The 25,225-nt window shown below is 67.0% G+C and carries 18 protein-coding genes; 9 read left to right on the forward strand and 9 right to left on the reverse strand.

Going from position 1 to position 25,225, the window contains the following annotated elements; all coding sequences use genetic code 11:
• Positions 1-271 precede the first annotated feature (271 nt).
• The gene (locus tag ASG25_RS23380; RefSeq protein WP_062469403.1) at positions 272-568 is read left to right on the forward strand and encodes a cupin domain-containing protein; all 297 of its coding nucleotides are present in this window, start codon (positions 272-274) and stop codon (positions 566-568) included.
• Positions 565-1,500: an MBL fold metallo-hydrolase gene (locus ASG25_RS03755; protein ID WP_062469405.1), complete on the forward strand. Its 936-nt coding sequence runs from the start codon at positions 565-567 to the stop codon at positions 1,498-1,500. Before ASG25_RS23380 ends, ASG25_RS03755 begins: the two co-directional genes overlap by 4 nt.
• Positions 1,501-1,773: 273 nt before the next feature.
• Here the strand turns inward: ASG25_RS03755 and ASG25_RS03760 are convergent, their stop codons facing one another.
• Positions 1,774-2,748: a DUF1499 domain-containing protein gene (locus ASG25_RS03760; RefSeq protein WP_062469408.1), complete on the reverse strand. Its 975-nt coding sequence runs from the start codon at positions 2,746-2,748 to the stop codon at positions 1,774-1,776.
• A gap of 565 nt (positions 2,749-3,313) precedes the next feature.
• Between ASG25_RS03760 and ASG25_RS03765 the strand changes: the two genes are divergently transcribed.
• Positions 3,314-3,727, forward strand: a complete 414-nt coding sequence (locus tag ASG25_RS03765; RefSeq protein WP_062469411.1) for a hypothetical protein — start codon at positions 3,314-3,316, stop codon at positions 3,725-3,727.
• A 218-nt stretch (positions 3,728-3,945) separates the two neighbouring features.
• Here the strand turns inward: ASG25_RS03765 and ASG25_RS03770 are convergent, their stop codons facing one another.
• From ASG25_RS03770 to ASG25_RS03790, 5 genes are all read right to left on the reverse strand, one after another.
• A complete protein-coding gene (locus ASG25_RS03770; RefSeq protein ID WP_062469414.1) occupies positions 3,946-5,805 on the reverse strand; it encodes a GGDEF domain-containing protein in 1,860 nt (619 codons plus the stop codon).
• A 74-nt stretch (positions 5,806-5,879) separates the two neighbouring features.
• A complete protein-coding gene (gene ppdK, locus ASG25_RS03775; RefSeq protein WP_062469417.1) occupies positions 5,880-8,555 on the reverse strand; it encodes a pyruvate, phosphate dikinase in 2,676 nt (891 codons plus the stop codon).
• A gap of 194 nt (positions 8,556-8,749) precedes the next feature.
• On the reverse strand, positions 8,750-12,214 hold the full coding sequence (locus tag ASG25_RS03780; RefSeq protein ID WP_062469419.1) for a chromosome segregation SMC family protein: 3,465 nt from the start codon (positions 12,212-12,214) through the stop codon (positions 8,750-8,752).
• Positions 12,215-12,367: 153 nt separating this feature from the next.
• Entirely contained in the window at positions 12,368-13,219 is an 852-nt protein-coding gene (locus tag ASG25_RS03785) for a DsbA family protein (protein WP_062469422.1), read from the reverse strand.
• A 276-nt stretch (positions 13,220-13,495) separates the two neighbouring features.
• Positions 13,496-14,005, reverse strand: coding sequence for a DUF721 domain-containing protein (locus tag ASG25_RS03790; protein WP_062472080.1), 510 nt, complete (start codon positions 14,003-14,005; stop codon positions 13,496-13,498).
• Positions 14,006-14,123: 118 nt separating this feature from the next.
• On the opposite strand from ASG25_RS03790, the gene mutY reads away from it, so the two are divergent.
• From mutY to ASG25_RS03805, 3 genes are all read left to right on the forward strand, one after another.
• Positions 14,124-15,305, forward strand: a complete 1,182-nt coding sequence (mutY, locus tag ASG25_RS03795; protein ID WP_062469426.1) for an A/G-specific adenine glycosylase — start codon at positions 14,124-14,126, stop codon at positions 15,303-15,305.
• Between the two features lie 16 nt (positions 15,306-15,321).
• The gene (locus ASG25_RS03800) at positions 15,322-15,945 is read left to right on the forward strand and encodes an HAD family phosphatase (RefSeq protein ID WP_062469429.1); all 624 of its coding nucleotides are present in this window, start codon (positions 15,322-15,324) and stop codon (positions 15,943-15,945) included.
• Between the two features lie 156 nt (positions 15,946-16,101).
• Positions 16,102-17,133: a calcium-binding protein gene (locus tag ASG25_RS03805; protein WP_062469431.1), complete on the forward strand. Its 1,032-nt coding sequence runs from the start codon at positions 16,102-16,104 to the stop codon at positions 17,131-17,133.
• A gap of 551 nt (positions 17,134-17,684) precedes the next feature.
• On the opposite strand, the gene ASG25_RS03810 is transcribed toward ASG25_RS03805, so the two are convergent.
• Positions 17,685-18,839: a site-specific DNA-methyltransferase gene (locus tag ASG25_RS03810; protein ID WP_062469434.1), complete on the reverse strand. Its 1,155-nt coding sequence runs from the start codon at positions 18,837-18,839 to the stop codon at positions 17,685-17,687.
• Between the two features lie 396 nt (positions 18,840-19,235).
• Between ASG25_RS03810 and ASG25_RS03815 the strand changes: the two genes are divergently transcribed.
• Positions 19,236-19,931, forward strand: coding sequence for an HAD family hydrolase (locus tag ASG25_RS03815; protein ID WP_062469436.1), 696 nt, complete (start codon positions 19,236-19,238; stop codon positions 19,929-19,931).
• A 118-nt stretch (positions 19,932-20,049) separates the two neighbouring features.
• On the opposite strand, the gene ASG25_RS03820 is transcribed toward ASG25_RS03815, so the two are convergent.
• Together ASG25_RS03820 and ASG25_RS03825 are read right to left on the reverse strand one after the other, a co-directional pair.
• Entirely contained in the window at positions 20,050-21,336 is a 1,287-nt protein-coding gene (locus ASG25_RS03820; RefSeq protein WP_062469437.1) for a calcium-binding protein, read from the reverse strand.
• Positions 21,337-21,598: 262 nt separating this feature from the next.
• Positions 21,599-22,150 carry a hypothetical protein gene (locus tag ASG25_RS03825; protein ID WP_062469438.1) on the reverse strand — a complete coding sequence of 184 codons (552 nt, stop codon included), beginning with the start codon at positions 22,148-22,150 and terminating at the stop codon, positions 21,599-21,601.
• Between the two features lie 280 nt (positions 22,151-22,430).
• Between ASG25_RS03825 and thrC the strand changes: the two genes are divergently transcribed.
• On the forward strand, positions 22,431-23,837 hold the full coding sequence (gene thrC, locus ASG25_RS03830; RefSeq protein WP_062472083.1) for a threonine synthase: 1,407 nt from the start codon (positions 22,431-22,433) through the stop codon (positions 23,835-23,837).
• 15 nt (positions 23,838-23,852) lie between these two features.
• Positions 23,853-25,154: a pitrilysin family protein gene (locus ASG25_RS03835; protein WP_156379835.1), complete on the forward strand. Its 1,302-nt coding sequence runs from the start codon at positions 23,853-23,855 to the stop codon at positions 25,152-25,154.
• Positions 25,155-25,225 lie beyond the last annotated feature (71 nt).

Raw genomic sequence — 25,225 nt, forward strand, 5'->3', positions numbered from 1 at the left:
TTCCGCCGGAGGTGGGCATCGCGCGTCCCTCTCCTCTCCGTTGAGGCACGGGATGACGGTCGCTGCACTTTCGGTCGGAAGGGTTTTAAGGCTAGAGTTGCGTCGAGGCACAGCGCGGCTTCCGGGCCGGGCCGGGCGTCACGGCGTTTCCGACGCTCGTCGGGGCGCTCCGGGGATGGCTTCTGGGGATGGCTTCCGGGGATTGCTTCCGGCCGCACGGACGAAGCGCGCCGCCGTGTTGACGATCGGCCGGGATGAAGGAGACGGAGACATGGCAGGATATCAGGCTCGGATGCCGGCGCGGCCGACGGTGATCAGCGACGACGCGCTGATGCGCGTCACCCAGTGGGATTTCGCGCCGGGTGCGCACACCGGGCATCATGTCCACGGCCTCGGCTATATCGTCGTGCCGATGACGGATTGCCGTTTCCGGATCGAGGATGCCGAGGGCGTGCGGGAATTCGATGTGGCCAAGGGCGCGGTCTACAGGCGCGATGCCGGCGTGGAGCACGATGTGATCAATGCCGGCGATGCCCCGATGAGCTTCATCGAGATCGAACTGAAGTGAGCGCTGCCCTTCCCGACAGCGACGAGGCGGAGCCGCGCTTCGAGCAGGCCTTCGAGCCTTCCTACGGCGAGGCGGTCGCGGTTGCCAAGGGGGTAACGCGGCTGACGGTCGGCAATCCCGGGCCGTTCACCTTCCATGGCACGAACAGCTATCTCGTCGGGGAGCGGACGCTGGCGGTGATCGATCCCGGCCCGCTCGACGATGCGCATCTCGCCGCGCTCTTGCGGGCGATCGACGGGCGGCCGGTCAGCCATATCCTCGTCAGCCACACCCACCGCGACCATGCGCCGCTGGCGCGGGTGCTGCAGCGCCATGTCGGCGGGGTGATCGCGGCGGAAGGGCCCCACCGGGCTTCCCGCCCCCTGCATGACGGCGAGGTCAATCCGTTTTCGGAAAGCGCCGACCTCGATTTCACGCCCGACCTCCGGCTCGGCCACGGCGCAGCCCTTGCGGGCGACGGCTGGACGCTAACGGCGCTGGCCACGCCCGGCCATACGGCCAACCACCTCGCTTTCGCCCTTGAGGGGACGGGCATCGTCTTTTCCGCCGATCACGTCATGGCCTGGGCGACCAGCATCGTCGCGCCGCCGGACGGCGCCATGCGCGACTACATGGCCTCGCTCGACCTGATGCTGGCGCGCGACGACCGGCTCTACCTGCCCGGCCATGGCGGGCCGGTGACGGAACCGGCAAAGTTCCTGCGCGGGCTGCGCGCGCATCGGCGCATGCGCGAGCGGGGCGTGGTGGAGCGCATCCGTCGGGGCGACCGGGAGATTTCGCAGATCGTGCAGGCGCTCTATGCCTCCACGGACCCGCGCCTGCATGGCGCGGCCGCCCTTTCGGTGCTGGCCCATCTCGAGGATCTGGTGGAGCGCGGGCTCGTCTTCACCGACGGCCCGCCGGCGCTGACGGGACGCTACCGGCCCGCCTGACGGACCTTGCCGCGACGACCGCGCGTCCGCGCCGGACAGAGCGACACCGGATGGGGCGCACCGGCCAAAGCACACCGGAGAGGGCGGCACCGGACGGAGCGGCACCCGGCGGGGCGACACCGGACAGGGCGGCACCGGACGGAGCCGACAGCCGGTCGCGCGCAGCGACGACCGCCGTGCATTTTCCAAGCTCGGTGCCGTTCGAGGCTGGGTGCCGTTCCAACCTCCGCGCCTTCCAAGCTTTGCGTCAGGCCGTGGGCCGGCGTGTCGTGCTCAGTCGCCGGCGATGCCGAGAAGCTCCGCGTCGAGCGCATGCAGGACGTCTTCGGCCGTCATGGCATCGAGGCCCAGATCGTGGCGGCCGAGGCGGGAGGCGACGCGAATGTCGACGAAGGTGGTTTCGGACTCTTCGCGCAGACGGATGACGAGATCGAAGCGGAAGCCGACGACGGGGCTGCGGCTTTCTCCCTGCAGCAGGATGTCGCCCGCCTTTCGCCCGGGCGGCAGCGGCACCAGGGGCCCGAGATCCGGCTTGGGGCGCGAGAGCGGAATGGGCACCGGGCCCGGATCGCCCGAGGGTGCCGTCGCGCCTGCCCGTCCGGATGCGCGTCCCCGGGTCTTGCCCTTCGGCCCGCCCTCCGCATCCGTCGGCGGCTCCGTCTTCACGGCGAGATCCTCGAAATCGGGCTCGGCATTCTCGAGGCCCTCTTCCGCGACGATTGCGATTCCCGACTGTTCGGCGACCGTGCGGACGCCCGCAAGAACGCGGTCGAGCGCGCCGTCGTACCGACGCCCTGTCAGCGCCGGATAGGCGCGTGCCTGCGCCTGCCGGTCGGCAACGGTGGGGGCCTGCGGGGTGAGCCACCCCGCTTCGATCGGACGGTCGCGGATGAAGGGCGGCGGCGTGACGAGATCGGTCGAGACATCGGAAAGGCCGGGCTTGTCGACCAGCTGGAAGGCTGCAAACCCCGCGACGCCGAGTGGCAGCGCCGCATAGACCAGCGCCATGGTGGAGGCGATGCCGCCCACGGCCGCCACCTGCCACAGGCGGACGAAGCCGACGACGGCCAGGATGACGGCCAAGACAGCCAGAACCGCGCTGGCAAGGGCCAGCGTGACGAAGAGCGTGCTCGACAGCGAGCCGAAACGATGCGCGGCGAGCGACAGGACGAAAAGGGCGAAGGCCAGCCGCGCGACATGGCGCGCCCAGCGGGCCGCGTAGGAGATCGGGCGTTCATAGGTGATCATTGCCGGCCGAACCCTCGTCTTTCCCGCATCTCTGCCATCGCAGCCGCTGCCCCGTCCTGTCGGATCCCGCCCCCCGACCGCCTGCGGGCCCCGGTCCTGGATCGTGACGGCGTTGCGACCTGCCGTCTGCCGTCGCCCTGTCCTTACACAATCCGGCGCGTCATCCAAGGCTGCAATCGCGGCGCTTCCAGCGGCATCGGCCGAACGACGGCGCGAACCGCGCCTTTGCCACCGGCCGGGCATGCGTGGGGACGGTCCGCATGCCCCGGATGCGGCTGCAGGGGCCTTGGCACATGCAGGGGACATGGAACCTTTATCTGCCTGCCACGTTGACAAGCGCTTCGCGATCGACCGCAACCGGGAGACGCGCTGCCACGGAATTGACATACTTGTTAACGACATTTCCCGTGACCTGCAGCCTTCCGCCCGGCGCGGCTTGCGTTCAGTGGCCGACTGACAAAGACCGGGCGTCTGACAAAGAGTGTCTGAACATGTGTGGCTGGCCGGATGGGTCCGGTCGCACTGTCTGGCCGGTTCGCACCGGTTGCAAAGGGGGATGAGGACCATGCGTTCTGCCAATATCGATGGTGAGGCCGCCCGGAGCGGTCCGGATGCCGGCGATTTCGAGTTCACAATGGAAATGCTGGAGCTCGAACTGTCGCTGGACGGTATCGTGCTCGACGGCCTGGCCGGCAGCAGCCTTGCCAGCGATGGCCTTGCCTTTTCCGATCGGGTACGGGCCGCTGCGGCGGACCTCAACGGCGCCTTCCTGTTCGACCTCCCCGCCTCTGGGCTGGTCGAGAACTGCCAGCGGATCGCCGTGCTGCGGATTCCGCGGGACAAGGACATGGGCGCGGAGACGATCTTTGCCTGCCTGGAGGCGGACGGCACATCGATCCGCATCGAGAAGCCCGACGAGCGCACCCTGGGCCTCGCAAACTTCGCCCAGGCCTTCGTGGACGTCTTTCAGCGGATCTGATGCATGTCGCCCGAACGTGTGCAGCGGTTTCGGGAAACGGCATGCGCCACAACAAGACCTTAAAGCACGTTGCGTGTACCCTTTTAACGCCAACGCTTAGACCTTGCCCGCCGCGGCGGAACGCCTTGTCCTGAGAAGGGACGTTCGAGAGAACGCCGAAGCCGTTGGACCTCACCCTGTCGCTCGGGGCGACCACGTGTGTCCGGGGCTGCCGCGCTTTATCCCGCCAGCGCCTGCAGCCGGTGGGCCTGCGGCGATGCGTCCGTCCGGGCCATGGCGTCACCGTAGAGGCGGTAGGTGTTGCGGCCGCCCCGCTTGGCCTCGTAAAGCGCGGCGTCGGCCTGGGCGCAGAGCTGCGCAAAGCTTGCGGCCTCCGCGACCGATCCCGCATCCTGCCCCGAAGCCTCGTCCGCGCCCGCTTCACACAAGGCATCCATCAGGGCAAGGCCAATGCTCGCGCCCACGTGGACCGGCAGACCACCGATGATGATCGGCTTGTTGAACGCCCGCAGAATGCGACGGGCAAAGGCCTGGAGATCGGCAGCGTCGAGACCGCGGGTGCAGATGGCGAATTCGTCGCCGCCCAGGCGCGCGAGCAGGGCCTGCGGCCCCACCACGTTCGACAGACGCGAGGCGATCTCGCGCAGCAGCTGGTCGCCGGCGAAGTGGCCATGCGTATCGTTCACGGTCTTGAACCCGTCGAGATCGAGATAGAGCACGCCGACACGGCTTTCCGGCGTGTCTCCTTCGATCCGGCGCTCCCCGCCATCGCCAGCCACCGCGGAGGCTTCCGCGAACCGCTCGTCGCCGAGGCCGAAAAAGCGGGCGCGGTTGAAAAGACCGGTCAGAGGATCGGTTTCGGCCCGGAAGCGCAGCCGCTGGGTCAGCTCGCGACGCTCGGACAGCTGGGATTCCAGCCGGGAGATCGCGTCGAAGAGATCGTTCAGTTCCTGCGTATCGGCATGGCGGGCCGCACGCGGCAGCGGCCGTTCCTCGGCAAGCCCGACGATCATCGCCTGCGCCGTCAAAAGCGGACGCAGGACGGAGAGGAAGAGGCGCCGCATGACGACGACCAGCAGCACGAGCACGAGCAGCGTCGCCGCGACGATGCCGACCAGCCGCAGCAGGGCGAGATCGCGGCTGTGGCCGATATCCGTGACCATGTTTCCGATCGCGGCCTTGCGCAGGTCTTCCAGCGGCAGGAGGGTCGGGACGTAGAGGCCGGTGAGCTCGGCCGGAGCGATGCTGTAGTGTGCGGCGCTGCGCCCCTCCCGCGTCAGCCGCTCGATCAGCCCGACGCCGCGGCCGATGAAGCGGCGGCGCACCTCGCCCATCTGCTGGCGCAGGTCCGCATCCGCGATGTCGAGCCGCGCACCCAGCATCTGCACGAGCTGGTCGATCCGGCCCCGCGTCCGGTTAACGCTGTCGACCGCTTCGGGCGACAGGGCGAGGCCGCGCGACACGCTGGGAACGACATAGCTTCCGAGCCGCCCTGCCTGCTCGCGAAGCTCCGTGGCGATCAGCGCCGTGAAAACGCTGCGGGACAGGGTCGGATTTCGCGCTTCCAGCAGGGCCGCCGCCCGGGCGACGGAAGGCTGGATCGCGTCGACGATGGCGAACATCCGGTCGATCGCATCCGCCATGATGTCGAGCGACCGCTCGGCCTGCGGCATGGCCGCGATGGCGTCGATGCGCGCACGCGCACTCTCCAGATCGGCCTTGAGGCTGCGCAGCGTGCCGGGCGCCGTCGCCAGGGTCGCGGCCCGGTCGACCACGGACAGGGCGGCATCGGTCGTGCGGCGGGCGAGCCGCAGCCGGGCGGCGACAGCAGGATCGGATCCCGCCTCGACCGACATCAGGACATTGGACGGACCGCGCTCGGCCGACAGGGCGTGCGTCGCCACAAGCAGTGCTTCATAGTCGCGAACCGCGGCCAGGCTGTCTTCCGCATCGAGAAAGGCCTGGACCGAGGGCGCCACGATCCAGAGGGCCATGACGAGAAGCGCCATCGACAGCAGCAGGCAGGCGTGTCGCCATTTGCCATACAGGGATCGCGCCTGTCGCTTGACCTGGTTCATCGCCGCCTTCCTTAAGCCTCGCCTCCTTGAACCGATACTCATGAACCTTTAAGCGGCGGTGAACACCCTAAAAATCAGGCCCCCGAAATCTTGCCGCTGATGGCCGCCTGCGCCGCGGCCAGACGGGCGATCGGTACGCGGAAGGGCGAGCAGGAGACATAGTCCAGGCCCGTCTCCTCGCAGAAACGGATGGACGCGGGATCGCCGCCATGCTCGCCGCAGATGCCGAGCTTCAGGCCGTTCTTGGTCCGCCGTCCGCGCTCGGCGGCGATCTGGATAAGTTCACCGACGCCGTCATAATCGATGGAAACGAAGGGATCGCGGTCGATGATGCCCTTCGTGCGATAGGTGTTCAGGAACTGCGCGGCATCGTCGCGCGAGATGCCGAAGGTGGTCTGCGTGAGGTCGTTCGTGCCGAAGGAGAAGAAGTCCGCGGATTCGGCGATGACATGGGCGCGAAGTGCCGCACGCGGCAGCTCGATCATGGTGCCCACGAGATAGTCGATGCCCACGCCGGCCTCGGCGAGGATTTCGGCGGCCACCGCGTCGATGCGCGCCTTGACGTAGTCGAGCTCGGCTTTCAGGCCGACCAGCGGCACCATGATTTCCGGCACGACCGGCGCGCCCGTCTCCCGCGCGGCCAGCACGGCCGCTTCGAAGATGGCGCGGGCCTGCATTTCCACGATCTCGGGGTAGGAAATGGCCAGCCGGCAGCCGCGATGGCCGAGCATGGGGTTGAACTCGTGCAGCGCATCCACCCGCTGGCGCAGCACGAGTGGCTTCATGCCGAGCGCCACCGCCACATCCGCGATCTCCTCTTCGGTCTTGGGCAGGAACTCGTGCAGGGGCGGATCGAGCAGGCGGATCGTCACCGGCAGGCCGTGCATGATGGAGAAGAGTTCCGTGAAATCGGCCCGCTGCATGGGCAGGAGCTTGGCGAGAGACGCGCGCCGTCCGGCCTCGTCGGCCGCAAGGATCATCTCGCGCATCACGTTGATGCGCTCGCCCTCGAAGAACATGTGCTCGGTGCGGCAGAGGCCGATGCCTTCGGCCCCGAAGGAGCGCGCGGCGCGGGCATCGGCCGGGGTGTCCGCATTGGTGCGCACGGTCATCCGCCGGCTGGCGTCGGCCCATTCCATGATGCGGCCGAAATCGCCCGAGAGCTCCGGCTGGACCATGGAGACGCGGCCCTTGAGCACCTGGCCGGAGGATCCGTCGATGGTGATGACATCGCCGCGGGCAAAGGTGACGCCGGCGGCCATCAGCGTCTCGTTGCGCAGGTCGACCCGGATGGAGCCGGCGCCGGAAACGCAGGGGATGCCCATGCCGCGCGCGACCACAGCCGCATGGCTCGTCATGCCGCCGCGGGTGGTGAGGATGCCTTCGGCCGCATGCATGCCGTGAATGTCCTCCGGGCTCGTCTCCACCCGCACCAGAATGACGGCGCGGCCTTCCTTCTTGGCAGAGACGGCCTCTTCCGATGTGAAGACGATCTCGCCGGTCGCCGCCCCGGGAGACGCGGGAAGGCCGGCGCCGATGATGTCGCGGCGGGCGGCAGGGTCGATCGTCGGATGCAGCAGCTGGTCGAGGGCGGCCGGGTCGATGCGGGCCACCGCCTCGTCCCGCGTGATCAGCCGTTCGTCGGCCATGTCGACTGCGACCTTCATGGCCGCGCGCGCCGTGCGCTTGGCCGCACGGGTCTGCAGCATCCACAGCTTGCCCTGCTCGATGGTGAACTCGATGTCCTGCATGTCGCGATAATGGCCCTCCAGCCGGTCGCAGATGGCGCAGAGGTCGGCAAAGGCATCCGGCATGACCTTTTCGAGCGAGGGGCGATCGGAGCCCGAGGCGATGCGGGCGCTCTCCGTGATGTTCTGCGGCGTACGGATGCCGGCGACCACGTCCTCGCCCTGCGCATTGACGAGGAATTCGCCATAGAGCGCCTTTTCGCCGGTCGAGGGATTGCGCGTGAAGGCGACACCGGTGGCGGATTCGTTGCCCAGATTGCCGAACACCATGGTCTGAACGTTCACCGCGGTGCCCCAGTCGGCGGGAATATCGTGCAGATGGCGATAGGTTGCCGCACGCGGGCTCATCCAGCTGGCAAAGACGGCGCCGATCGCGCCCCAGAGCTGAACGGCCGGGTCCTGCGGAAAGCCTTGGCCGGTCTCCTCCTCGATGACATCCTTGTAGCGGCCGACGAGGCGGCGCCATTCGCTGTCGGTGAAATCGGTTTCCTGTTCCTTGCCGGTGCGGCCCTTCTCGTCCTCCAGCAGTTCGGCAAAGACCTCATGGTCGATGCCCATGACCACGTCGCCATACATCTGAATGAAGCGGCGATAGCTGTCCCAGGCAAAGCGTGCATCGCCGCTGTCGCGCGCGAGCGCCTCGACCGTGGCATCGTTGAGGCCGAGATTGAGCACCGTATCCATCATCCCGGGCATGGAGGCACGGGCGCCGGAGCGCACCGACAGGAGCAACGGCCGTTCCCCATCGCCAAAACGCCGGCCGGCCATGTCCTCGACGATGGCGATGCCGGCGCGCACGTCGGTCTTCAGGCTGTCGGGAAGGCAGCGGCCGTTTTCAAAGTAAAGGGCGCAGGCGCGCGTGACGATGGTGAAGCCCGGCGGCACCGGCAGGCCGAGACTGCACATTTCCGCAAGATTGGCCCCCTTGCCGCCGAGGAGGTCGTGATCCAGCGCCCGCCCCTCGGCCTTGCCTCCGCCGAAAGCGTATACCCACTTCTGCATGTCCGTCTCCACCCTGAGACGGTCGTGCCCGATGTCGCATGTCTGCAACCTCCGGCCTGGTCCGCCTCTTCTCCCCCTTCACGCTACAGCATCGACCACCGATTAGGAATGCTGCGCCTGCGGTAATATTGCTGCATTGCAGCAAAATTGTTGCGGGGGCGCGCCCGATCACGGTCACATGCCGGCGTGACGGGTCACACCGCCTCGCGCAGCTGCTCCGCCGTCTGCAGATCCACCGACACCAGCTGGCTGACCCCCTGTTCGGCCATGGTGACGCCGAAGAGGCGGTTCATGCGGGCCATGGTGATGGGGTTGTGGGTGATGATGACGAACCGGGTCTCGGTGGAGGCGGCCATTTCGTCCATGAGGTTGCAGTAGCGCTCGACATTGTGGTCGTCGAGCGGAGCGTCCACCTCGTCCAGCACGCAGATCGGCGCGGGATTGGTCAGGAACACGGCAAAGATCAGCGCCATGGCGGTCAGGGCCTGTTCGCCGCCGGACAGCAGCGTCATGGTCTGCGGCTTCTTGCCCGGCGGGCGGGCGAGGATTTCGAGACCGGCATCGAGCGGATCGTCGCTTTCGATCAACTGCAGCTCCGCCGTTCCGCCGCCGAACAGGTGGCTGAACAGGCGCTGGAACTGAGCGTTGACGATCTCGAAGGCAGCGAGCAGCCGTTCGCGGCCCTCGCGGTTGAGATTCTGGATGGCGCTGCGCAGCTTGCGGATCGCGTCGATCACGTCCTCGCGCTCCTTGAGAAGCGCCGCGAGCCGCGCGGAGAGCTCCGCCTGCTCCTCCTCGGCGCGCAGGTTGACGGCGCCCAGCCGCTCGCGCTCGATCTTCAGGCGTTCGAGATCGCGTTCCACGCTGCGCGGATCGGCCGGCAGGGCCTCGGCGGCCCGGCCCGTCAGGCGCAGCACTGCGTGCGGCGCGACCGACAGCGCCTGCTGGATCGCCGTCTCGACCGCCACGCGCTTTTCGCGCGCCGACATCAGCCGCTCCTCGGCGCGGCCGCGCTTTTCGCGGGTCTCGGCCAGTTCGGAGAGGGCCGTCGCGGCCAGCCGATCGGCATCACGCTGGCGGGTTTCGGCTTCCACGAGCCTGTCGGCCGCCGCCCGGCGGGCCGCTTCCGTGTCCGACAGGGCGCTCATCAGGGCACGCCGCTTCTCGTCGAATTCGTCGGGCGCATCGAGAATGGCCTCGAGTTCGTCACGCGCCTCCGCCTCGCGGTCGCGCAGCGTGGTGATCTGGTCGTCGGCACTGGCGGCACGGCTCGCCCAGGTCGCGCGCTCGGCATCGATCGCCCGCAGCCGGCGGGTCCGTGCATCGCTCTCACGGGTCAGGCCGTCGGCGAGCGCACGCGCTTCGGCCATCGCCGAGCGGTCGGCAGCGACCTCCGAGCCCTTGGCGGCAAGGCGGGCGTCGAGGCCGTCCAGATCCGGGGCGTCCTCGAGCGCCGCCGCGGCATCCTCGAAGGCGGCCATCGCCTCGTCGCGCTGCTCCTCGATCCGGGCAGAAGCCTCAACCAGCACCGCGCGACGGCGAGCGAGATCGCCCTCTGCCCGCTCGGCGGCAGCCAATGCATCGCGGGCCTCCGAAAGGCGGCGGATCGCCTGCCGCTCGGCTTCGCGCGTCCCGCGCACGGCCTCGTCGGCGGCCCGGATGGCCCCGGTCGCCGCCTCCAGGCTGCGCTGGCAACGTTCCAGGGCTTCGCCGGCCTCTGCGATCTCGGCGTCCAGTTCGATCAGCCGATTGCGGTTTTCGAGCCGCAGGGTGGCGGCGCTCGGCGCGTCGGCACCGGTGACATGGCCGTCCCAGCGCCAGAGGGCACCGGCCCGCGTCACGAGGCGCTGGCCGGGATGAAGCGCGGGAAGCAGCGTTTCCGCCTGCCCGTCGCCTGCAACGAGGCCGACCTGCGACAGGCTGCGGCGCAGCGCCTCGGGCGCCGTGACATGGTCGAGCAGCGGGGCGACGCCCGGCGGCAGGACCGGATCGGCCGGCCCGGAGCCGGGATCGCGCCAGTGGACGGGAGCGGACGGATCGAGCGGGGACTCGAGGTCATCGCCGAGCGCGGCCCCGAGCAGCATTTCATAGCCGCGCTCCACCGTGATGGCGTCGACCACCGGCCGCGCGCCACCGGCAAGCGTGGCCGCGTCGAGAAAGCGGCGAAGGGTGCGCGCTTCGGTGTCGGCCGCGCTGAGGCGTGCCCGTGCGGCCTCGAGCGGGCCACGGGCCTCGGCCTCGCGCGCACGGGCTTCACTGAGCGCCGCCTCGGCCTGCGCGATCGCCTCGGCGCGCGCCTCGAAATCGGATTGCGCATCGTCGACCGCGTCGCGGTGCGTGTCGAGGTCTGCGAGGCCGGCGATCTCCCGGTCGAGCGCGGCGATGTCGGCGGCCTGGTCGGAGATCTGGCGCGACAGGCGCATCTGCCGGTCGCCGAGGTCACGGATGCTGCGCTCGAGCTGGCCGCGAGCGGCGGCGGCTTCCGCGCGCTCGGCCGTCAGCGAGGCCAGCGCCCGCTCGCTGGTCTCGAGCCTGTCCTGCGCCTCGGCTAGACGTGCCCGCGCCTCCTCCGCCCGCTCCCCGGCCTCCTCGGCGTCGGCCAGCAGCGCTTCGGCTTCGTCCTCCAGCCGCGCAACGGCGCCGGCGTTTTCGAGCGCCAGCCGCTCTTCGCGGGCGATGTCCTCGCGAAGCTGGGCCAGGCGGCGCTGCAATTCATCGCGCCGGCGCAGCGTTCGGTTCATGTCCTCGTCGAGCTGGGTGCGGGCGATCTGCAGCCGCTGCAGGGCGGCGGCCGTGCGGGCCTCCTCCTCGCGCAGGTCCGGCAGCCTGAGGCTCGAAATGGCCTGGGTCTTTGCCGCCTCCATCTGGGCCTGCGCCTTTTCGGCGACCAGCGAGGTTGCCCGGTTGAGCAGGCTGTCCGCCTCGCTTTCGGCCTGCTTTGCCTCCACCCAGCGCATGTGGAACAGCATGGCCTCGTGGGCGCGGATCTCGGCGGAAAGCATCTTGAAGCGGCTCGCCTGCCGCGACTGGCGCTTCAGGCTCTCGATGCGGCTCTCGAGTTCGGCCGTGACCTCGTCCAGCCGTTCGAGGTTGGTTTCGGCGCCGCGCAGACGAAGCTCGGCCTCGTGGCGGCGCGAATGGAGACCGGAAATGCCCGCGGCCTCTTCCAGCAATTGGCGGCGGGCCTGGGGCTTGGCGGCGATCAGCTCGCCGATGCGGCCCTGCCCGACCATGGAGGGCGAACGGGCGCCGGTCGAGGCGTCCGCAAAGAGCAGCTGCACGTCCTTCGCGCGCGCTTCACGGCCATTGATGCGGTAGACCGAGCCGTTCTCGCGCTCGATGCGGCGCGTGACCTGGATCTCGTCGCTGTCGTTGAAGGCCGCGGGGGCGGTGCGGTCGGTATTGTCGAGATAGAGGCCGACTTCGGCGGTGTTGCGCGCCGGGCGCTTGCCCGAGCCGGAGAAGATGACGTCGTCCATGCCGGACGCGCGCATGTTCTTGTAGGAGTTCTCGCCCATCACCCAGCGAAGGGCCTCGACGAGGTTCGACTTGCCGCAGCCGTTCGGCCCGACGACGCCGGTCAGCCCGCGCTCGATGACGAATTCCGACGGCTCCACGAAGGACTTGAAGCCGACCAGCCGCAGCTTGGTGAATTTCATGGCGTCCCGCCGTTCACGCGCCGGCGAGTCCTTGGATAAACGCGGGTCCCTGGATAACGGAGGGTCCCCGGATAAAGGCGGGTGGTCGCGAGAAGGGCAGCGGGGATCGCACGGAAAAACGGCACGGTTTCCCGTGCCGCAACCGGGGGCGACTTACAGCAGAGGGTCGATAAGGGCCGACATGGTGTCAACCGACATGTCTCCGGAATAGCGCTTGCCGTTGATGAAGAAGGTCGGCGTCGAAGCCACCTTGTAGTCCTTCATGCCCTTCTGCATCACGGCATTCACATCATCCAGAAGCTTCTGGTTCGTCAAGCAGGCCTCGAAGCTCTCCTGTGAAAAACCGGCGAGCTTGGACATCTGCAGCAGGGCGTCGCGGCCGTTCTGCGCGGCAGCCCACTGCTCCTGCTGCTTGAAGAGCATGGACACCATCGGGAAATACTGGCCTTCAGGCGCGCAGCGCGCCAGCATGAAGGCGGCCGCAGCGCGGGGATCGAACGGAAACTCGCGCAGCACGAAGCGCACCTTGCCGGATTCCACGTACTTCGCCTTGATGGCGTCGAAGGTCGTGTTGTGGAAATGGGCGCAATGCGGGCAGGTCATCGACATGTATTCGACGATGGTAACCGGGGCATCGGCCTTGCCGATCGCCATTTCCGGCAGTGCGCCGGGTTCCATCAGCTTGGAAAGCTCCACCTCGCCGTCGGCCTGGGGAAGCTCCGGTGCGGCCGCGGGGGCTGCGGCCTGGGCCATCTGGGTCTGGGCCTGGGTCTGAGAGGGGGCGGGCGCCGAAGACGTCGCAGGGGTCGCGCTGGTGGAGGATGTGGTCATCGCATCCGCCGGCTTCATCTCGGTCTTGGTTGCGGTATCGACCGTCTGGGCGGGCGCCTGTGCATTCGCCGTCTCCTTCTTCTCGTCGCTGCAGGCGACGAGCGCGAGCGCGACGGTGGCAATGGCCACACCGCTCGAAAGGCGTTTCAGCAAGGTCATTTCGGAAAGGGACATGATTCACCTGTTCAAGCGGAGACGGGCCTCTGCGATATCGCGCCGGCCGGGACCGGACAAGGGGCCCCCATGGTGCATCGTTCAAAGAATTGTGAGGCATTTGTGGCGCGGGAACGCCTGACGGACGAAAGACGGCCTTGGCGACGACGCCGGGTCGGCTCTGAAGCCCCGTCGGCGGCGTCCCGACCACCCCTCCCTTAAGCCTGGCAAAGCTTGGGAAAGCCTGGCCAAGCCTGCAAAAACAAACGGGGACCTTGCTCGGAAGGGCGATACCGCCTACCGCGTCTTCCCGAGCACGGCCGTGCCAAGCCGGGTCAATGCCGCCTTCAGGCCTTCGTCCTCGATCTCCGCCGTCAAGGCGGCGAGATGACGGGCGGGCTGGCCGGTGAGCGGACGCGGGGCACGACGGGCGCGGTTCTGCGGCGTGACGGGCTTCTGGACGATGCGGACGCGATCGATGGCGGGAAAGCCGAAAAACCCGTTGATGCGCTGGACGAGCTCGCCTTCGGCATGGGCGAGAAACAGGGCGCGGGCGCCGTCGCAGGCAATGGTGAGGACGCCCGGCTGGTGGCGGCTGTCGCCCGTCATTTCCGAGACGCGCCGCGGCCAGGCGATCTTTTCCGGGCGCGTGCAGTCGGCAAAAGCCTCTCCGGCGATCTCATCCCAGGAGCCGAGCAGCAGCGTGCTGATGCCGGCGCGTTTTGCCAGAACCGGATCGAGCAGCCCGTTGGCGACCTCGCTGATCTGGCGGACCCCTTTCGGGGTATAGGGCTTGGAAGGCGCCATGCGGTTGTTCCCGTGGTGAATGATGTCGAAGCCCTTACCCGCCGAGGCCGTTTCGGCTATGACGCTCGGCGCGGCGGCGTGCAGGGATTCATAGAGCATGTCGGCCTCAAGGACCATGATGCAAGGTTTTCCGTCCACGGCAGAGGCGCTGCCCGTCGAAGCGTCCAGATCCGGCCTGCCGGCAGGCTCTGCCGCCGCCCTGCTGCTCGACTGGTACGACCGCAACCACCGCGTGCTGCCCTGGCGCATCACCCCGGCCATGGCTACAGCCGGCCGGCGGCCCGACCCCTATCACATCTGGCTGTCGGAGGTCATGCTGCAGCAGACGACAGTGCAGGCGGTGAAGGCCTATTTCGAAAAATTCCTGGCGCTGTGGCCGGAAGTGACGGATCTGGCCGCAGCCGATACCGAGGACGTCATGAAGGCGTGGGCGGGGCTCGGATATTATGCCCGGGCCCGCAACCTCAAGGCGTGCGCCGAACAGGTGGCGAGCCGGCATGGCGGGCGCTTTCCCGACACGGAAGACGGATTAAGGGCGCTTCCGGGTATCGGCGACTATACCGCCGCCGCCATCGCCGCCATCGCCTTCAACCGGCAGAGCGCCGTGCTCGACGGCAATGTCGAGCGCGTGGTGTCGCGGCTCTACCGCGTGGAGACGCCGGTGCCGTCTGCGCGTCCCGAACTGCGCCGGCTGGTCGCGGCCCTGACGCCGGCCGACCGGCCCGGCGATTTCGCGCAGGCCATGATGGATCTCGGCTCGACCATCTGCACGCCGCGCCGGCCGGTCTGCGCGCTCTGTCCCCTCCAGGCGGACTGCCACGCTTTCAAGGCAGGCGACCCGGAGCGCTTTCCGGTGAAGCTGGCGAAGAAGGCAAAACCGGTGCGCTACGGCACGGCCTTTGTCGCCACCGATGCCACGGGGGCCGTCTATCTCAGCAAGCGCGGCGACAAGGGCCTGCTCGGCGGCATGACCGAAGTGCCCTGCACCGACTGGACGACCGATCCTGCGGCCACGCCGACGGCGCCCTTTGTTTCCGAGGCTGACCCGGCCCGCGCGATCGCCTGGCGCGACTGCGGCGGGATCGTGCATGTGTTCACCCATTTCGAGCTGCGCCTGGCCGTTCTCCACGCCGAGGTGGAGCGGGACGCGATTTCGGCCAATGGCTGGTGGGAGCCCCGCGCCACGCTGGCTGCGCAGGCCTTGCCGACCGTGATGAAGAAGGCGATCGAAAAAGCCCTGCCCGGCAGCTTCAGCCCCAAATCTTCGAAAAAAGCCGGATCAGACCAGGCCCGATCTTGAAACAGGAGAGACATCCATGACCGACGCGACCACGCCCATCCGCCATATCGTCTTCGACATCGGCAAGGTGCTGATCCATTACGATCCGCATATCCCCTTCAGCCGTCTCATTCCCGACGAGGCCGAGCGGAATGCCTTCTTTGCGACCGTCTGCACGCACGAGTGGAACCTCGAACAGGACCGCGGCCGCACCTGGGCGGATGCCGAAGACATGCTCGTCGCGCAGTTTCCCGAGCAGGAGGCGAATATCCGCGCCTTCCGCATCCACTGGGGCGAGATGGTGCCGCATGCCTACGAGGAGAGCGTCGCGATTCTCGAAGCTCTGGTCGAAAAAGGCTATGACGTGACGATGCTGACCAATTTCGCGGTCGACACCTTCGCCGAGGCGCGCGCACGCTTCGCCTTCCTCAACCTGCCCCGCGGCGTGACGGTTTCCGGCGAAAAGCGTCAGATCAAGCCCGACCGCGAGATCTACGAGACGCACCAGACGACCTTCGACCTCGACCCCGCCGCCACCCTCTTCATCGACGACAGCCTTGCCAATGTCGAAGGCGCACGGGCGGCCGGCTGGCAGGCGGTGCAGTTCATCGACGGGCCGACGCTGAAGGCCGATCTCGCACGGTTGGGCCTGCCCGTCTAGCCGCCCGTTCCTCGGCATAAGGCCCGACGGCCGGGGGCTGAAGCGAATGTGCCTTTTTCATATCACTGAAAAGCCATGTTTGGTTCAGCCGACGTTCACCTCGGTAGTGTACTCTCGGCGTGTCATCTTGACCGATCATTCTGCGAGGACGCTTTCATGGCGAAGTATTACGGCACCAGCGGCAACGACATCCTGACCCAGAACAACCTCGCCGAGGTGTCGATCTACGGTTATGGCGGAAACGACACGATCTACCTCAACCGCACCGACAGCCTGGGCGGCTTCAACTACGTGGATGCGGGCTCCGGCGCCGACCGGGTCGTCAACTATTACGAAGGCGGCAACGACATCTTCCTCGGCAGCGGCAACGACCTCTACGTCGCCGACATCCGTGCCGGCGACAGCAAGGCCTATGACATCGTGTCGGGCGGCGACGGCAACGACCGCTTCGAGGTGAATTCCGAGGCCAGCGTCTACAAGGGCGATGCCGGCAACGACACCTTCGTATCGGTCGGCTACAACAACACCTTCAATGGCGGCTCGGGCATCGACACGATCAGCTACGAGATGCAGGACCAATACGCCTCGCAGCGCGGCAAGGGCGTCGACATCGATCTCGGCAAGGGCACGGCCGTCATCGACAGCGACCAGATCGAGACCCTCATCAGCATCGAGAACGCCACGGGCACGAACTCGGCCGACGACATCACCGGCTCTTCCGTCCGCAACGTGCTGAAGGGCCAGGGCGGCGCCGACGACATCTATGGCCTCGGCGGCAATGACAGCCTCTATGGCGGCAGCGGCAACGACCATCTCTATGGCGGCTCGGGCGACGACGACATCACCGGCGGTTCCGGCTCCGACTATCTGAACGGCGGCTCCGGGGCGGATATCTTCTACTTCGACAGCGTCAGCGACAGCTGGGTCGGTAGCCTGCGCGACGTCATCGCCGATTTCCGGCCGGGCGAAGGCGACCTTATCGACCTCGGCAACATCGATGCCAACACGCGCTCGGGCGGCAACCAGTCGTTCGACTATATCGGCAGCCACGGCTTCACCCAGCATGCCGGCGAACTGCGCTTCTCGAACGGCATTCTCTCGGGCGACGTCAATGGCGACGGCCGCGCGGACTTCGAAATCCGCGTCAACGGCGTCACCAAGATGTATGCCGACGATTTCATTCTCTGACACAGGCGAACATGCCGCCCTCGGGGCCTTCGGGCTTCGGGGCGCGCTGGGGCCTTTTTAGGCTCTCGGCCCGAGAAACAGGTTCCTGGAAACAGCAACGCCCGGCGGCTTGTTCAAGCGGCCGGGCGTTCCAGATTCCTCCGGGACTGAAGGTACGAAACCGGAGGAAAAACGACTGCCGGCGGGATTTCCCGTCGATAGGTCGCACTCCCGCTTCGTCTTGGGACGACGGCGCCGGCAAAGCCGGAACCCCCGTCCGCATCGCGGTCTGCCGGTGGTTGATCACACGGCGGTATCGCGGATGCGAGACTAGCGGCGAAGACGTTAATTTCTCTTAAACAATGCGGAGAGAATCCGGCGAACACAGCCGGTCCCGCACACACGCGTTCGCGGCCGGTCCTCAGGCCGTTGCTGGAGGTGATACGCTACCGCGCCGAAGGGCAGTTGCCCCTGCAGGCCATGTCAGTGTTTCCGCCGGCCTTGTCCCTCGCCTTGCTTGCGGGACGAGGAAGAGCGGCAGCCGGATGAGCGGCTGCCGCAGGCCTTGGGCATCATCCCATGCGCGCCATGTCGGCGCGGATGACGCTGCGCAGGTCGTCGATCGGCTTCAGCACGCCGCCATCGTCGTAGTGCCAGAAGGTCCAGCCGTTGCAGGCATCGAAGCCCTGTACCTTGGCGCCAAGGCGGTGAATGGAGCCGGCCTCGCCGCCGGAAGCGAGCGTTCCATCGGCGCGCACGATGGCGCTGTGCCGGCGACGCGCGTCGGTGAGGACCGCGCCGGGCTTGATGAGGCCGCTTTCCACCAGCACGTTGAAGGCGACGCGCGGCTCGGCGCGCTTGCCCGTCATCACCGACAGCGTGGCGCCGCCGAGCGGCTCGACCGCCGCGATGCGGGCGCGGGCCGCGTCGATATAGGTCTGCTCGCGCTCGACGCCGACATAATGCCGGCCGAGGCGCTTGGCGACGGCACCCGTGGTGCCCGAGCCGAAGAAGGGATCGAGGACGACATCGCCCGGCCGGGTGGAGGCCATCATGACGCGGGCGAGCAGCGCTTCCGGCTTCTGGGTCGGGTGGACCTTGTCGCCGTTCTCGTCTTTCAGGCGCTCGCCGCCCGAGCAGATCGGGAAGACCCAGTCGGAGCGCATCTGCACGTCGTCGTTCGCAGCCTTCAGGGCATCGTAGTTGAAGGTATACCCCTTGCCCTTGGCATTCGGGCTCGCCCAGATCAGCGTCTCATGCGCGTTCTGGAACCGGCGACCCTTGAAGTTCGGCATCGGGTTGGTCTTGCGCCAGACGATGTCGTTGAGGATCCAGAAATTCAGGTCCTGCAGGATCGCGCCAACGCGGAAGATGTTGTGGTAGGAGCCGATGACCCAGAGCGTGCCGGTGGGCTTCAGCACGCGGCGGCAGGCCAGAAGCCAGGCGCGGGTGAAGGCATCATAGGCTTCGAACGAGGCGAACTGGTCCCAGGCATCGTCGACGGCATCGACCAGCGACTGGTCCGGCCGGTGCAGGGCGCCACCGAGCTGCAGGTTGTAGGGCGGATCCGCGAAGACGACGTCGACCGAATTGTCGGGCAGCTTCTCGAGGGCGGAAACGCAATCGCCCTTGATGATGGTGTCGATCCACGCACGGGAATCCCGGTCGGAACCGGCGGCGGGGGAGATTTCAGCAGACAAAACGACGGAAGACTTCAGGGACACCATGACTACTCGCTGATACGCTGACTCTGGGACACAAATTCTGCTGCTATGGTTACCGAGTTTGGTTACCAAAGCCTGAAGAGGCGGAAAACTTGCGTGAAAAACCGACGGATGGACGCGCACCGCACGTGACGTCTGCCGGTCAGCACGGGATTTGCGGCATTCGGGCCCCTTGCGTGGATCGACACGGCGTGCACGACCCTTTCCCGGGCCGGGTGTTCCTGTCCGCGGGTCCGGCACCGATCGCCATTGTCCTCCGTGGTCTCGCGTGGTCTCCCGTGGTCTCCCGTTTGCGCCGGCTCCGCCGGGGGCGTCAGCGCGTTTCCGTCGTTCCCCGCATTGTCCCGCGCCGCCCCCTCGTGTAAAGCGCGGGCATTCCCATTCAGCAGAGATGTTCCCATGTCCGGTATCGACCTCATCATCTTCGATTGCGACGGCGTGCTCGTCGACTCCGAGATCATCGCTTCGGAAGTGGAAGCAGCGCTGCTGACGGAGGCAGGGTATCCGATCTCCACCGAGGAGATGGCCGAGCGCTATGCCGGCATGACCTGGCAGAACACGCTGCTGGCGGTCGAACGCGAGGCGACGATCCCGCTCTCGGCGAGCCTCCTGTCGCGCCACAGCGAGATCCTCGACCAGCGGCTGAAGGACGACGTCCAGATCATCGACGGGGTCAAGGCGGCGCTGTCGCAGATCCGGCTGAAGAAATGTGTCTGCTCGAACTCCACCTCCGAGCGGCTGGCGATGATGCTCGGCAAGGTGGGGCTGAAGGACCTGTTCGGTCGCAACATCTTTTCCGCCCGCGACCTCGGCGAGGACAAGGTAAAGCCGAAGCCCGACATCTTCCTGCACGGCGCGGCCCAGATGGGCATCGATCCGTCGCGGGTGATCGTGGTGGAGGATTCCGTGCATGGCGTCCACGGCGCCCGTTCGGCCGGCATGCGCGTCATCGGCTTCACCGGCGCCTCGCACAGCTACCCCTCGCATGCGGATGCGCTGACCGAGGCCGGGGCCGAGACCGTGATTTCCCGCATGACCGCCCTGCCCGCCACCATCGAGGCGCTGGCCGAATGGTCGGAGGAGCTGGGCGCCTGACCCGGCGCTGTCCGGCACCACACCGCGGCGGCCGTTGAACCGCCGCCGCGCGCATGCGGTCTGAGGGCCGGAGACGCTCCGGCCCCAGAGACTTGGACCTTGGACCTTGGCCCTGGCCCTAGACGATCAGGAAATCGTCGGCCGTCATCCTGAGATTGGTCGAGACCGTGGCAAACAGCACGGCAGCGGCGCCGTTCACGCCGTCGGCGTCGTAATAGAGGTTGCCGGTGCTCGACTGGTAGATGATGTGGTCATTGGCATCGACGGCCTTGCCGGTCGTGTTGATGACGAACTCCCCGGCGGCAAGAACGCCGGTCTTGGCAAACACCTTGAACACCGCGTTTTCCAGCTGGATCGTATCGTCCGCCACGACGAAGTCCGCGATGGAGTCGTGGTTGGTGCTGCCGTTCGGCGCGACGTCGAACAGGAAGCTGTCCTTGCCTGCGCCGCCGCGCAGCGTGTCGTTGCCGCCGCGACCGGCCAGGAGGTCGTTGCCCTCGTCGCCGCGCAGGAAATTGTCGACCGCGCTTCCGAACAGCTTGTCCGCGAGCTCCGTGCCGCGCGCGCCTTCGATGCTGATCAGCTTGTCGGTCTTGCCGAAGCCGTCGGTGGCCGTGCCCTTGGCCAAATCCACGGTCACGCCGCTTTCGCCGCCGCGGCGCATGTCGCGATGGTAGGTCACCATGTCGAAGCCGCCCTTGCCGTCGATCGTGTCCTTGCCGCCGAGGCCCATGAACGTCTCGTCTCGCGACGAGCCGGTCATCACGTCGGCAAACAGGGTGCCGCGGAATTCCTCGATGTTCTTGAAGGTTTCCTTGTTGCCGTACTGGTCGGTCACGGTGCCGGCCGTTGCGTCGAGCACGATGCCGCGCACGCTGTCGCGCGTGTAATAGCTGTCCTGGAAGCTGATCGTGTCCCAGCCGTCGCCGCCGTCGTAGGTATCCTTGCCGCGCCCGCCTTCCATGTAGTCGTCGCCGGCGCCGCCCTTCATGATGTCGTTGCCGCTGAAGCCATACATGTCATCGCCACCGGCCGAACCGGTGATCGTGTCGTTGCCCTGCATCAGCCAGTCCTGGAAACTCCAGGCGTCATAGGCCTGGGCCGCGTCGCTCAGATCGGCATAGGACAGGTTGAGGCCAGAAATCGTCTGGAAGACGGTGCCGGTCTTGGTAAGCAGCTGAATGCTGGTGACCGTGCCGGAAACCGGGTCCTTCTGGCTGTCGAAGGCGAAGCCCGAGCCGAGGACCTTCACTTGAAGGCCGTTGTCGAGGTCGTAGATCGCCTGCTTCGTCGTGCTCGAATTGTAGCGCAGGCCGCCCTCGCCGATATATTCGGCAATGGACAGATTGTAGTCGCCGTTGAGAGGATAGAGATTCTTCGGAAAGGAATACGTCCAGACTGCCATGGTTAAAGCCCCCTTAAACCTAATTTAAGGAATTCTTAACATGCGTTAGGAAAAAGAAAAGTCCCCCGCTGCAGGTTTGGTTACCGTTCGCGACAACAAACGCAACCAGCTCCTGCGCGCAGCCGCGAAAGGGCGCAGACCACAGGCCCGACAGCCATCGGCCAGACGCCGGCAGCCATACGCCGGCAGCCAGACGCCGGCAGCCAGATGCTAGCCGCCGGATGCCGGCAGCCGTGCCGGGGCGAACGGCCGGGTCCGTTCCCTATTTTTTCTTCTTGCTGGACGTCGGGGCCGTGTCGAAGCCGACATAGACCTTGGCGAAGTTGCCGGCGCCGCCACTGATCGGGGCGGATTTGGTGAAGATGAACTGCTGGGCGCCGGCGCCGGCCGCAACCGTCACCGGAAGCTGCGTCACGTCGGAAAAGAGCGTGTTGTCGCCGTCGCTCGCGGTGACCCGGATCGGCAGGTTGATGGTGCCGGGACCGCCGGCCGGACCGGAGGTGACGCGGCCCTGCACGACGACGTTGACGGTCAGCGTCGTGTCGCTCTGCACGCACTGGCGCGTGGAATCGGCGAGCGAGGCCTGGTAGACGATCTGCGTCGGATCGTCCTTGGCGCCCTTGGCATAGGTGCGGTAGACCGATGTCGCATCGCGCATCACGACCTGGGGGCACGCGGCCTGGATGACGGCGGGCGTGGCCGATGCGGCGCTGCCGCCGGCCTCGATCGCGCCGCCCGTGTCCGGCGTATTGCAACCGCCGAGCGCCAGGAGACCGACGCATGCCGCGATGCGGCTGACTGTATGACCCACCATTCGAATCCGACCCCCTGTCGCTGCCCGCGCTCTCACGGCGCGTGTCCGTCGCTGCCCGCAGAGCCGGTCCCGTCTGCCGAAAGGCAGGCTTTCCAGTGCTGCGGCGATGGTCTATAGCAGCGGCGCGCCGGAAAATCGATTGGACTCGCGCGCGTTCCGGTCGATTTTTGCACGGGCTGCGTTCGGCTCCGGCCTCCTCTCTCGGGGCTTGTGTTTCGGCCAGAGCAGCGTTGCCGGCAAAGACGCGCAGAAGACGGCGACGAAACGCACGCAGACGAGGATGACGACCGTGAAGTATGTTTCGACCCGGGGCGAGGCCCCTGCGCTCGGTTTCAGCGATGCCCTGATGGCGGGCCTTGCGCGCGACGGCGGACTTTATGTGCCGGAGACGTGGCCGACCTTGTCGAAGCGGGACATCCGGGCTCTGCGCGGCCTCTCCTACCAGGAGGTCGCCTTCCGCATCCTGACGCTGTTCATCGATGGCGAGATCGAGGATGCGACGCTTCGCGCGATGATCGACGAGGCCTATGCGACCTTCCGCCATCCGGCCGTGGTTCCGGTCGTGCAGACCGGGCCGAACGCCTTCGTCATGGAGCTCTTCCACGGCTCGACGCTTGCCTTCAAGGACGTGGCGATGCAGCTGCTCGCGCGGCTGATGGACCATGTGCTGGCGACGCGCGACAGCCGCGCCACCATCGTCGGCGCCACCTCGGGCGACACCGGCGGTGCGGCGATCGACGCCTTTGCCGGGCGCGACCGCACCGATATCTTCATCCTGTTTCCGCATGGCAAGGTCTCGCCGGTGCAGCAGCACCAGATGACGACGTCCAAGGCGGCAAACGTCCATGCGATTGCGATCCGTGGCAATTTCGACGATTGCCAGACGCTGGTGAAGGACATGTTCAACGACGTGGCGTTTCGCGACCGCGTCCATCTGTCGGGCGTCAATTCGATCAACTGGGCGCGCATCATGTCCCAGATCGTCTATTACTTCACGACGGCCGTGGCGCTCGGCGGGCCCGACCGGAAGATCTCCTTCACCGTGCCCACCGGCAATTTCGGCGATATCTTCGCCGGCTACGTGGCCATGAAGATGGGCCTGCCGATCGCGCGCCTCGTGGTTGCCACCAACGAGAACGACATCCTCGCCCGCACGCTGAAGACCGGGCGCTACGAGATGCGCGACGTGCGCGCGACCACCTCGCCCTCGATGGATATCCAGATCTCCTCCAACTTCGAACGGCTGCTGTTCGAGGCCTTCGACCGGGATGCGGGCAAGGTGCGCGCGGCCATGGGCGGGCTCAAGCAGTCGGGCGCCTTCGAGATCGAGGAGACGGCGCTGAAGATGATCCGCAGCCTCTTCCGCGCGGGGCGCGCGACGGAAAAACAGGTGGCGGACACCATCGCCAGGACGCTCGCGGAAACGGGGTATCTCCTCGACCCGCACAGCGCCATCGGCGCCTTCGTTGCCGCCAAGCATCTGAAACCCAACGCACCTATGGTGACGCTGGCGACGGCCCATCCGGCCAAATTCCCCGCCGCAGTAAAATCGGCGAGCGGTATTGACCCGGCGCTTCCGACGTGGCTTGCTGACCTGATGGACAGGGAGGAGCGCTTCGACGTTCTGGATCCCGAGCTGAAAGCCGTCGAGGCCTATATCGGCGAGCACGCCCGTATCCGGAACTAGTGCGCAGAAAGACCGATGATGAAAGTTGAGTGCACCCGGCTTGCCTCCGGGCTGACGGTCGTTACCGAAACCATGCCGCACCTGGAAAGCGTTGCGCTCGGCACGTGGATCAAGTCCGGCTCGCGCGACGAGACCATCGCCGAACACGGCATCGCGCATCTTCTGGAACACATGGCCTTCAAGGGAACGGCGTCGCGCTCGGCGCGCGACATTGCCGAGCAGATCGAGAATGTCGGCGGCGAGGTCAACGCGGCGACATCGACCGAGACGACCTCCTACTATGCCCGGGTGCTGAAGGACGACACGACGCTCGCCATCGACATCCTCGCCGACATCCTGACCGAGTCGTCCTTCGACGAGGAAGAACTGGAGCGCGAGAAGAACGTCATCCTGCAGGAAATCGGCGCGGCGAACGACATGCCCGACGATGTGGTGTTCGACCGCTTCGCCGAAACGGCGTTTGCCGGCCAGATCGTCGGCCGGCCGATTCTCGGCACGCCGGAAACGGTCATGTCGTTTTCCTCCGACCAGATCCGCAGCTATCTCGGACGCAACTACACGACGGACCGCATGTTCGTGGTGGGTGCCGGTGCCGTCGATCACGACGCCTTCGTGGCGCAGGTGGAGGAGCGTTTCGCCAGCCTGCCGCAGCAGCCCGCGGAAGCCCCGATCCTCGAAAAGGCCCGCTATACCGGCGGCGACACCCGCGAGGACCGCGATCTGATGGACGCGCAGGTCCTGCTCGGCTTCGAGGGCAAGGCCTATCATGCGCGCGATTTCTACTGCTCGCAGATCCTGGCCAATATCCTCGGCGGCGGCATGTCCTCCCGGCTCTTCCAGGAGGTGCGCGAGCATCGCGGCCTCTGCTATTCGGTCTATGCGTTCCACTGGGGCTTCTCCGACACCGGCATCTTCGGCGTCCACGCCGCGACCGGCGGCGAGAACCTGCCGGAACTGATGCCCGTCATCATCGAGGAGCTGCGCAAGGCCGCCGATCACATCCACCCGCAGGAGATCGACCGCGCCCGCGCGCAGATCCGCGCCCAGTTGCTGATGGGGCAGGAAAGCCCCGCGGCACGCGCCGGACAGATCGCCCGGCAGATGATGCTCTACGGCCGGCCCATCCCCAACGAGGAGCTGATGGAGCGGCTGTCCGGCATCACCGTGGAGCGTCTCACCGATCTCGCCGGCCGCCTGTTCTTCGACACGGTGCCGACGCTGTCGGCCATCGGCCCCGTCGACAAGCTCGCCCCCATGGCCGACATTCTCGGCGGCCTCGCCAAGGCGCCGGCCCTGCCGCGGGCAGCCAACGGCTGATCGCGTCCCGCGCCTGTCCCTTGCTGAGATCCCGGCCTTTCCCGAGGCCGAAGCCCCAACCAATCCAACCG

Origin of the sequence: Rhizobium sp. Leaf384, assembly GCF_001424065.1 — a bacterium.
In the GTDB taxonomy this organism is placed as follows: domain Bacteria; phylum Pseudomonadota; class Alphaproteobacteria; order Rhizobiales; family Rhizobiaceae; genus Ferranicluibacter.